Below are 10,115 nucleotides of genomic sequence, written 5' to 3' on the forward strand. Positions count from 1 at the left end.
AAGCAGTTTTCTAAGTTATAGTGGTTTAAATTTTAAATTTCTAGTCATTAACATATACTTAAAAAAGAGTAATCAATGGTTTGAGCAAGAGTCGAAAACTTACTTATGTTTGCTGCCACAATCTTTTTAAAATTAGCCCAAAAGGTTTCAATAGGGTTTAGATCTGGAGAATAAGGCGGTAAAAATAAAATCTCACACCCTGCCTTTTTAATAAGTTCATCAGTGGCTTGCGATTTATGGAAGGCAGCATTATCCATTATCAGAACTTCTCCTGCTTTAAGTTCAGGTATCAATATTTTTTCTAGCCAAATGTTAAACAGAAGAGAATTACAAGTACCTGTATAACAAAAAGGAGCTAAAATTTTAGACTTGCATTTAGCTGCTATAAAGCTTTCTCTAGCAAATGAACGACCTGCTATAGCACCATAAATCTTTTCTCCTATAGGTGATCTTGCATGCTGGCGCTGTAAGTAGGCATTTATCCCGCTCTCATCTATGTAAATCCTATTTTCTTCCGGAATGTTTTCTAGCTTTTGTCTAAACTCCTCTCGTTTATTCTCATCTCTTTCCTTGTAGAAGGGTGTCTTTTTTTTAAAGTGATTTTCAGTCTTTTACAGGCATAAAAAACTGCAGTTATTGTCACTCCGAATGCCTCAGCTATTTCCCTAAGGTAGGCATCAGGATTTTGTTTTATATATAATTTTAGCTTTTCACTATCTATTTTACTGGGGCTCTGTCGTCTTTTTTTAGGAGCTAGACAACCTTGTTTTTTTCGCTTAATCCAGTTGGTTAACGTGCGAACTGTTACACCAAACACCTCACTAGCTGTGGCCATTGAGCCGCCATTCTCTATATAATTCAAAGCTTTTTTTCTTAAATCGTGTGAATATACCATGTCAATTGATTATACATACATCCTTAGAAAAATAAAATTCAAATAACTATATCATATGCTTAAAAAACATCCATTGGAATAAAAGAGATGGGTTAATGAAGGCTTAAATTACATTTTTAAAATGCAGACAGGGCTTTTTAAAGTATAACAGTATCTGTCAAAGGCTCCAAATTAAGTGATGCAAGATTTTTTCTTCTTACCGCTAAAACCGTTAGCAATTGCCAGCCATTTAAATTTTTTCTTTTACAAAATACTGTTCCACAAAAATGACACTAAGCAAAAGAATGACTTGCTGTTTCTTTTTTATATGGATTAACGTGTGAAATTGAATAAAAAATGAATTTGAAAAAAATCCACTTCCTGCATAAAAACATCAAAAGCTTTCCCGTTGGAGGTGGCTTTTTAACTTATATTTCAGCAAGATAAAGGAAGGGAAAAAATTTTAAACTAAAGCAAAACATTTTAGGCTTTAGATGCATTTATCTATTAGATAAAAGCTTGCCCTAACATTTTGAAATTTAGGGCTCTAGCTTGCCTAGAGCCCTATATAAATTTTCTATTCTTTAGTGATACGATCGAAATATTGGATGATATCGCCTACGGTTTTAAACTTTTCAGCTTCCTCTTGAGGGATTTCTCTTCCTAAACGCTCTTCAAAAGTCATATTGAGCTCTGTTAAATCCAGAGAATCTGCATTCAGATCTTCGACAAGCTTTTTAGAAGGAGTTACGTCATCTCTATCTACACCTAGTTGTTCCACAATGATGTCGATGACTTCCTGTTCTGTTGATGACATACACATTCCTTTTAATTAATAGATTTCTTAAAAAAAAATAAGATATCATTTTTACTAATTACATTCAATGATGTAATTAGGATTACATCACCATTCCTCCGTCCACTATCAAGACTTGCCCAGTTATATATTGGGCCATCGAGCTGGCTAAGAAAACAGCTGCGCTGGCAATATCTTCAGGAGCGCCCATCCTTTCCATAGGAATGGAAGAGAGTATGGCCTGACGCTGCTGCTCTGTCATAGCTTCCGTCATCTGCGTGTCAATAAAGCCAGGGGCAATGCAGTTAATACGAATATTACGGGAAGCAAATTCTTTAGCAAGAGCTTTTGTAAAACCTATGATAGCAGCTTTTGAAGCCGCATAATTCGCTTGCCCACTATTACCGATCAGGCCGATCACTGAGCTAATATTTATAATTACCCCCTGACGGGCTTTAAGCATATGGCGGGTAAGAGCCTTGCAAGTATTGTAGCAGGATTTTAAGTTAACTTCCATGACTGTATCCCAATCTTCTTCAGTCATTTTCAACATCAACTGATCGCGCGTGATTCCCGCATTATTGACCAAAATATCCACTTTGCCATAATTTTGCTGCACCAGTTTTATAGCCGCCTCTACCTCTAGGGTTTTAGCTACATTGACGGGATAAAAAGAGGCCTTTTCTGCTCCTATTTCCTGTACGACTTCTTGGCCTCTTTTCTCATTTGTTCCGAAGATTGCCACAGTTGCTCCTTGACGAGCAAATTCACGAGCAATTGCTTTGCCAATGCCAGCAGTTCCCCCTGTAACGATAGCTACCTGATTGTTTAAAAGATGATGCATCTAAAGTTTTTTCCTATATTTTAGCAAGCTGATCAAGTTCCGTTATTTTCTCTACAGAAATGGTATTTATATGGGGAAGAATACGTTTATTAAAACCTGCTAGTGTTTTTCCACAACCTATTTCAATAAATAGCTCGATTCCCTCTTCCCCCAGGTGGCGAATGCTTTGCTCCCAGCGAACAGGAGAGGTCACCTGCCTAATTAAATGATTTTTAATATCGAGAATATTATCGACCTTTTTACCAGGCACATTCATGATTAAACCTATCGAGCTATCTTGGATAGAGGCATGATGGATATGTTCAGCAAGACGTGCTTCAGCTGTTTTCATAAGGCCGCTATGAAAAGCTCCATATACATTTAAAGGCAAAACACGCTTGGCACCTTTATCTTTAAGCGCTGATGTGGCGCTATCAATTCCTTTGCGCGTTCCCGAAATAACTATCTGGCCGGGACAATTAAAATTAGCAATCCATAAATCATGGGGCAAATTCACTTCCTGCACAGCTTCCTCTACTTCGCGAGCTGTAAGACCTAAAACAACTGCCATGCCCCCTGAATGAGCCTCGCAGGCTTCATTCATATAATGGCCTCTATATTGAATAATAGAGAGGCAGGAGGCAAAATCTAGTTTCTGAGCAGCTGTTAATGCTGAATATTCGCCTAAGCTTAAGCCGGCACACACATCTGGCTGTATGTTAGGATATAAATCTTTAATAATTCTTAAGAGTGCCATGGAGACAACATAAATGCCCACCTGGCTATTTTTTGTTTCAAGCAGTTCTTCCTCAGGGCCTTCTAATATTATTTTAGATAAATGGCGATGTAAGACCTCATCGGCCTCTTGAAAAGTTTGCCTAGCTATGGAGAAATTTTCATAAATATCTTTCCCCATCCCAAGATATTGAACTCCTTGACCAGGAAATAAAAAAGCAATTTTTTTAGAATGCGACATGTCTTTGCGTCCTTATAGCTTATCAGTCGAATGAAGAGGATAGATCATCTATTTGGGTCACAACCGCAGCTGCCCAAGTCAGCCCGGCTCCAAAACCTACCAATAGTAGCTTTTCGCCGTTTGAAAATTGGTTTTCGCTCTTGAGCTCTTCCAAGGCTATGGCCACGCTAGAGGCCGATGTATTTCCATATTTATGCAAGGTTTTATAAACGCGTTCACTCGGTAGATTAAAACTTTTAGCTAATGCTTCTATAATCCGTATATTAGCTTGATGGGGTACTAACCAATCAATCTCTTCTTCCGTTATGCCCGCTTTAACTAAACATTCTTTTGCTGCAGCCCCCATTCTTCGTACGGCATGCTTAAAAACTTCCTTTCCTTCCATTTTCAGAAAGTGCAACCCTTGGGTCACAGTTTCAACGCTTGAAGGCTGGCGCGCACCACCGGCAGGAATCATTAAAAGTTCGGCAACTTCTCCATCTGAACCTAAACAAAATGCGTCCAGAGAAAATCCTTTTCCTCGATTGGAGATCACAGCGGCTGCAGCTCCATCACCAAATAGAACGCATGTATTTCTATCTTTGTAATTGATGATAGTCGAAAGCTTTTCTGAAGCGATTAAAAGAATATTACGATAGATGCCTGCTTCAATGTAAGCTTTAGCTATCGACAATCCATACAAAAAACCTGTGCAAGCGGCTTGTATATCTAAGGCCGCAGCAGATGACGCTCCTAGCTTGGCTTGAATAATAGCGGCTGTACTAGGTGTGATATAATCGGGTGTCATGGTGGCCACTAACACCATGTCTATATCTGCAGCTGGCACGCTACTTTCCTGTAAGGCTTTTTGGGCCGCATAAAACCCCATTAAAGAAGGAGTTTCATGATTGCCGGCAATGCGACGTTCTTTTATTCCTGTACGCGAAACAATCCAGTCGTCTGTCGTTTCAACCATTTCTTCCAAATCTTGATTAGTTAAAATACGTTCAGGTAAAAAAGAGCCCATTCCTACAATACGCGCTTTAGGCTGAATTGGCATTTGTCTGTTCCCCTTATTTATTAAAAAGCAAGACTGTATCAAAAATGCTTATTAAAAAGAAGCTCTCCCTTTAGAGCCTTAAGCTATTCATAGAAACCATGCAGTTAAAACAAAGCGCTAAAATTCTAGATATGTTTACGAGCTAAGCCTACCAACAATTAAATTTAAGCAAGGCAAAGCGGCTGAAGAACCTGCTTTTTTTAAAGAAAATACAAGGGCTCAAAAAAAACATAATTTAAAAACAACAACTAAAAAAGCGGCAACATTCGCGATTACAAGATGAAGTTTTTCTCCCACTCTTTGAGTTTTAAATAAAATAAGCTTTTATGCTATGCTTCTTCTTAAAATCATGGCAAACCTATGCATTATCCCCCTCATTTATTAAAAGTTATAAACGTCTTAAAAAGGCTACCAGGAGTAGGTTCTAAAAGTGCCGAGCGTTACGCTTTCCATATGTTAGGGTGGCCGCAAGAATATTTAGATGAAATGGCTAGCACCCTAAAAGATATTCATGAAAAATTGCCGCAGTGTGAGGAATGTGGATGCTTAAAAGGCGAATATACTTGTCCTTTTTGTACAGAGCAACGCCAGCAATCTAAGGTTATTTGCATTATTTCGTGTGCCAGAGAAGCTTTTTCCATTGAAACAACAGGCGAATATAAAGGTCTTTATCACGTATTAGGAGGCTTATTGTCTCCTTTAGAAGGCATAGGTCCCGATAAACTGACTATTGCCGGATTAAAAACACGTATTGCTTTGCTAAAAATCGAAGAGATTGTCATCGCATTAGATTCTACGCTCGAAGGAGATGCTACCTCTCTTTACTTAAAGCAGGAATTAGCTCCCTTGGGGGTTTCTATCTCTCGTTTAGCTTTTGGACTTCCTATGGGAAGCCCCCTCGATTATGTAGATGGGGGTACATTAGCACGAGCTTTCTCTGGAAGAAGCAAATTTTAATACTAAAATCCCTCTTCTTTTCTTCTTCTTTACAATATTACAAACCTTACCCTATGATTACTCTTTTTTCGATTATCATCTATAATTTTCAGAGGAATCTGTGATAAATAAATTAATACTTTTCCTTAATATAGGATTTTTGCTTTTAGTAAGCGGCTACTCATCAAATCTTTTCGGCCAGCCTGCCCCATATGAAAATCAAAAAATTGAAAAAATTGAAATTCTTCTTCAAGGACCCTGCGACCATTTTGAAGAAGATGCTCTCCTTAACCGAATCAAAACACGGCAAGGAGACTTTTTTTCGCAAACTCACTTTGATAACGATCTTAAAATTCTTTCTCAAGATTATGACCGTGTTGAACCCCTTGTTGAAAGCTTAGCAGATAAGCTATATATTACCTTAAAAATATGGCCCAAGCCTATCATTCGCTCTATCAACTGGCAAGGTAACGAGCATATAAAAACTAAAAGGTTAAAACAAGAGCTAAAGGTGCCTTGCTTTTCTGTTTTTGATCGTAAGAGCTTTAATCAAGCTTTCCACAAGCTAAAAGCTTACTATATTAAAAAAGGTTTTTTTGAAGCAGAGCTTACCTACGATATCCAGCTGGATGCTACTACCAACGAAGTAGATATCAACATTTCCATCAATGAAGGGCGCTCGGGCTATATCAAAGAAATTGTATTTGTTAATTTTACCAACCATGAACAAGAAGAGATAAGTGAACAGCTTGTGACTAAAAAATATAATATATTTTTAAGTTGGCTAAGCAATGAAGGAACTTATAATGAAGAGGCCATGCAGCATGATCAAGCCACCATTCTTAACTATCTTCATAATCAAGGATATGCTGATGCGTCTGTCGATGTCAAAGTGGTAGAAGCTGCTCAAGAAAACCGTGTCGTTATCATAATTACTGCAAGTAAAGGACCTATTTATAAAGTAGGTCATATTACCATCGAGGGAAATCGTTTATTTAATACAGAAGAGATCTATCAGCGGTTAACTTTTTGTGAAGGAGGGATATTTTCTCCTGAGAAAATTCGTCAGAGTATAGAAAATATTACAAATCTCTATGGTCGTAAAGGTTATATTGACGCCATCATTGATCACGAACCTACTCTTTCCGAGAGCCAGGAACCAACCTATAACATTAAACTCACTATTGAAGAGGGCCAGCAGTTTCACGTCGGTTTGATTAAGGTATTTGGAAATTGCCAGACTCAAACTAAAGTTATTCTCCACGAAACCTTGATCATTCCTGGGGAAGTCTTTAATCTTGAAAAACTGAAGAAAACGGAAGAGCGTTTAGCCAACATCGGCTATTTTTCCCATGTAAACGTCTATGCTGTTAAATCAGAAGATTTTTATAGCTTAGGAGAAAATTATCGTGATGTTCATATTGAAGTTGAAGAAACAAGCACGGGGCACTTTGGTGCTTTCTTTGGATTTAGCACGGCGGAAAGCATTTTTGGAGGTTTTAATATCACCGAAAAAAACTTTAACTATAAAGGCTTAGGTCGTTTCTTTCAAGATGGCTATAAAGCCTTAAGAGGCGGTGGCGAATATGCCCATGCTACCGCTACCGTGGGCTCCAAAAGCCGTAGCTATGTTTTTTCTTGGACTAAACCATTTTTTAATGATACTCAATGGATTGTAGGATTTGAGCTAGAAAATTCTATCAATCGCTATATAGCCAAAGACTATGATATAAAAACTTATGGGGGAATGGTCAATGCTACCTATCAGTTAAATCAATTTATGAAATTGGGATGGCATTACCGCTTAAAACATACAGATATTCAAACATCGCATGGCTTGCTTTATGAAGAACAGTATAAATATGATGCCAAGCATGAAGGTGGGGCTTCGTTAGTTGAAGAATCACATAATGATGGGATGGTTTCAGCCACCGGATTAACATGGTCTTATGATTCTACTGATCACCCAGCCAAGCCCACCCAAGGATTTAAATCCCGATTAGAATTGGAGATAGCTGGATTGGGCGGTAACTATCGTTTCTTTGGCGCTGCCTACACTAACAGCTGGTTTCACAAATTAGATAGGCGTAGTGTTTTAAAAATACGCATGGATTTCCGCTTCCTTTATCCATTTGGAGGGACGACTGCTAAAAAAATGCCTCTTGACGAGCGGTTGTTTTTAGGTGGCGATAATATGATAAGAGGCTATCGTCCTTATAAACTGGGCCCACGTTTCATTGAAGGAGATCCACGGGGTGGGATGTCCATGGAAATTTATTCGATAGAAGCTTCTCGGCGGTTCATGAAAAACCTGGAAGGTTTTATTTTCTGTGATGCCGGTCATCTTTCCTTTGCCACTTTTGATTTTGGATTAAAAAAAGCACGTATTAGTACATCGGTTGGCTTAGGCATACGTTTTAAAATAGTCGAAAGCATTCCCCCTCTTACGATGGGTTATGGAATTCCTATCAATCCTAAAACACGCGGAGAGGTTAAAAGCTTCTTCATCAGCGTGGGCGGGCGTCTTTAAGATTTATTAAAACAAGGAGAAAATTTAATGAAAAAATTATCTAAAACAATCCTGCAAGCAGCCAGCGTAAGTTTCGCTTTAGTGGCCCTATGTCCAGCGGCAGTAGAAGCCTCTACAGTTAAAGCTGATCAAGGAATTAAAATGCGCCTGGTGAACTTTAAGACTTGCGTAGAGAAATCTAAACTAGGCAAACAAGAACAAGCCAACTTCGAAGCGCTCAAAAAGCAAATGGAAACCATGCTAGGCGAAAAAGAAAAAACATTGAATGAGATGGCCGATAAGCTTAATGATCCTGACTATCTTGACAGCCTCTCCCCTGAAGCAGAAACCGAACTTAAGCGTAAATTTAGAACCTTAAGCCAAGAAGCAAGCCAACAGCAGTCGCAATATTATCAAGCAATACAACAAGCTAATTATAAAATATTGGATAAGCTCGCTGATGTGATTACTCAAGCATCCGAAACTGTTGCTAAAAAGTATGGCTACCATATGGTGATGAACGAAGAGGGAGCTTACTATTATGATAAGGAATTAGATATTTCTGATGATATTGTGAGTGTGATGGATGAGCTTTTTGATAAAGAAGCTAAAGAGCCAAAGACACCCGCAGGATCCAATCAATAAAGTCATAAGAGAAATCGATGAATTCCTTAAAAACCTTCAAGCTGGCCCATATAGCAGCGATGACACAATCAAAACTGATAGGCAATCCCGATTATGAAATTGAAGGGGTTGCCGATCTAGAAAGAGCAAGTGCCAAAGAGGCCTCTTTTCTAGAAAATCCCCGCTATGAGCAAGCGATGCAAACATCGCATGCAGGCGTGATATTTGTTAATTCACATACTCCTTTGGCAGATGATCGTAACTTTTTGATTAATGAAAATCCTTCTTTAGCATTTCAACAATTAATCGATGCTTTTTTTAAAGAAAAAGGAGAGCTTACAGGTTTTACAGGAATTCATCCGACAGCGGTCATTCACGAAACGTGCCAAATTGGCGCTAATGTAAAAATTGGTCCCCATGCTGTTATAGATAAAGAAGCTAGAATAGATGACAACACCTTTATTGGCGCAGGAGCATACATAGGCCCCTATGTTACTATAGGAAAGGATTGCCTTATCCATCCTAAAGTTGTAATCCGTGAACGCTGTTCCCTAGGAGACAAAGTTATTCTACAACCAGGTGCTGTGATAGGAGCTTGTGGTTTCGGCTATATTACCAACAAAGCTGGTGAACACATTAAATTGCAACAATTAGGTAAAGTGGAAATAGAAGATGAGGTAGAAATTGGAGCCAATACTACCATCGATCGATCACGCTTTGAAACCACTTACATTAAAAAAGGCTCTAAAATAGATAATCTTGTGCAAATTGGCCACAATGTCACGATAGGGGCTCATAATATTATTGTTGCTCAGACAGGAATTGCCGGTTCCACTAAAACTGGCCGTCATGTCGTGATGGGAGGTCAAGTAGCAGTAGCCGGACATCTTAAAATTGCCGATGAAGTGATGCTAGCCGGGCGTACAGGGGTGACCAAATCCCTTCCTACTTCTGGTAAGTATGGAGGGCTACCAGCCCAGCCTATCGAGATTCATAACCGTAATAGCGTTTTTCTCAACCATATAGAAAAATACATAAAAATAATTAAAGCTCTACAAGAAGAGATAAAAATTCTAAAAAACAACCTTTATAAGTAAATTTTAAGGGGAACCATTTACTTAAACAAAATTTAATTCCTATTCAATAAGAAGTGTGGCAAGGATCTCACACTTGACTCTTAGTTAATGCGAGCGATTTAGCATATACTCACTTACTTTTTTCATATGCAAACGGTAGGATGTTATAAACGCTATTTTGTTTAACTACTTTAAGTATTAGTTATACGCTTTCAAGCTACTTCTTATGTAATCCCGTACTTTATACAATTCCTCTCATTAAGTAGAGAGACAAATTTCAGAGGGTTAGGTATGCGGTCTTAGTTTTTTTAAAGCGTATTAAACCTTTAAACACGTCACATACACCATGGAAGAGCCAAATTATCAGCAATTCCCGCTGAAAAAAATTCCCTCTGTGATAAACTAAAAAAGAAATTTTTTTTCGTAAACCATTAGATGAGGTTAGTTATGGGAATGTGGGCG

Annotated in this window: 9 protein-coding genes and 1 pseudogene; 4 read left to right on the forward strand and 6 right to left on the reverse strand. The window is 38.3% G+C overall.

Annotated elements, in window-relative coordinates; translation table 11 throughout:
* Positions 1 to 47: 47 nt before the first annotated feature.
* The 6 genes and pseudogenes from NEOC84_RS03400 to NEOC84_RS03425 all read right to left on the reverse strand — a co-directional run.
* Positions 48 to 536: pseudogene (locus NEOC84_RS03400) on the reverse strand (IS630 family transposase); the annotation flags it as partial.
* Positions 527 to 895, reverse strand: a complete 369-nt coding sequence (locus NEOC84_RS03405) for an IS630 transposase-related protein (RefSeq protein WP_042243465.1) — start codon at positions 893 to 895, stop codon at positions 527 to 529. The pseudogene NEOC84_RS03400 and the gene NEOC84_RS03405, both read right to left, overlap by 10 nt.
* A gap of 556 nt (positions 896 to 1,451) precedes the next feature.
* Positions 1,452 to 1,697 carry an acyl carrier protein gene (gene acpP, locus NEOC84_RS03410; RefSeq protein ID WP_039385299.1) on the reverse strand — a complete coding sequence of 82 codons (246 nt, stop codon included), beginning with the start codon at positions 1,695 to 1,697 and terminating at the stop codon, positions 1,452 to 1,454.
* 76 nt (positions 1,698 to 1,773) lie between these two features.
* Positions 1,774 to 2,514, reverse strand: coding sequence for a 3-oxoacyl-ACP reductase FabG (gene fabG, locus NEOC84_RS03415; protein WP_166155303.1), 741 nt, complete (start codon positions 2,512 to 2,514; stop codon positions 1,774 to 1,776).
* Positions 2,515 to 2,527: 13 nt separating this feature from the next.
* A complete protein-coding gene (gene fabD, locus NEOC84_RS03420; protein WP_166155305.1) occupies positions 2,528 to 3,469 on the reverse strand; it encodes an ACP S-malonyltransferase in 942 nt (313 codons plus the stop codon).
* A 22-nt stretch (positions 3,470 to 3,491) separates the two neighbouring features.
* The gene (locus tag NEOC84_RS03425) at positions 3,492 to 4,508 is read right to left on the reverse strand and encodes a beta-ketoacyl-ACP synthase III (RefSeq protein WP_166155307.1); all 1,017 of its coding nucleotides are present in this window, start codon (positions 4,506 to 4,508) and stop codon (positions 3,492 to 3,494) included.
* A 360-nt stretch (positions 4,509 to 4,868) separates the two neighbouring features.
* On the opposite strand from NEOC84_RS03425, the gene recR reads away from it, so the two are divergent.
* The 4 genes from recR to lpxD all read left to right on the forward strand — a co-directional run bounded on the left by recR (position 4,869) and on the right by lpxD (position 9,674).
* Complete coding sequence (gene recR / locus NEOC84_RS03430; protein WP_166155309.1) at positions 4,869 to 5,465, forward strand: recombination mediator RecR; 597 nt, start codon at positions 4,869 to 4,871, stop codon at positions 5,463 to 5,465.
* Between the two features lie 100 nt (positions 5,466 to 5,565).
* Positions 5,566 to 7,974, forward strand: coding sequence for an outer membrane protein assembly factor BamA (bamA, locus tag NEOC84_RS03435; RefSeq protein WP_166155311.1), 2,409 nt, complete (start codon positions 5,566 to 5,568; stop codon positions 7,972 to 7,974).
* 27 nt (positions 7,975 to 8,001) lie between these two features.
* Positions 8,002 to 8,598 carry an OmpH family outer membrane protein gene (locus NEOC84_RS03440; RefSeq protein WP_166155313.1) on the forward strand — a complete coding sequence of 199 codons (597 nt, stop codon included), beginning with the start codon at positions 8,002 to 8,004 and terminating at the stop codon, positions 8,596 to 8,598.
* 17 nt (positions 8,599 to 8,615) lie between these two features.
* Complete coding sequence (lpxD, locus tag NEOC84_RS03445) at positions 8,616 to 9,674, forward strand: UDP-3-O-(3-hydroxymyristoyl)glucosamine N-acyltransferase (RefSeq protein ID WP_166155315.1); 1,059 nt, start codon at positions 8,616 to 8,618, stop codon at positions 9,672 to 9,674.
* The last annotated feature ends 441 nt before the right edge of the window (positions 9,675 to 10,115 follow it).

The organism is Neochlamydia sp. AcF84, from assembly GCF_011087585.1.
Taxonomy (GTDB): Bacteria; Chlamydiota; Chlamydiia; order Chlamydiales; family Parachlamydiaceae; genus Neochlamydia.

Excerpts from the sequence above, each read along its gene's own strand:
- NEOC84_RS03405 (WP_042243465.1), bottom strand. The coding sequence starts at position 895 with ATGGTATATTCACACGATTTAAGAAAAAAAGCTTTGAATTATATAGAG.
- acpP (WP_039385299.1), bottom strand. The coding sequence starts at position 1,697 with ATGTGTATGTCATCAACAGAACAGGAAGTCATCGACATCATTGTGGAA.
- fabG (WP_166155303.1), bottom strand. The coding sequence starts at position 2,514 with ATGCATCATCTTTTAAACAATCAGGTAGCTATCGTTACAGGGGGAACT.
- fabD (WP_166155305.1), bottom strand. The coding sequence starts at position 3,469 with ATGTCGCATTCTAAAAAAATTGCTTTTTTATTTCCTGGTCAAGGAGTT.
- NEOC84_RS03425 (WP_166155307.1), bottom strand. The coding sequence starts at position 4,508 with ATGCCAATTCAGCCTAAAGCGCGTATTGTAGGAATGGGCTCTTTTTTA.
- recR (WP_166155309.1), top strand. The coding sequence starts at position 4,869 with ATGCATTATCCCCCTCATTTATTAAAAGTTATAAACGTCTTAAAAAGG.
- NEOC84_RS03440 (WP_166155313.1), top strand. The coding sequence starts at position 8,002 with ATGAAAAAATTATCTAAAACAATCCTGCAAGCAGCCAGCGTAAGTTTC.
- lpxD (WP_166155315.1), top strand. The coding sequence starts at position 8,616 with ATGAATTCCTTAAAAACCTTCAAGCTGGCCCATATAGCAGCGATGACA.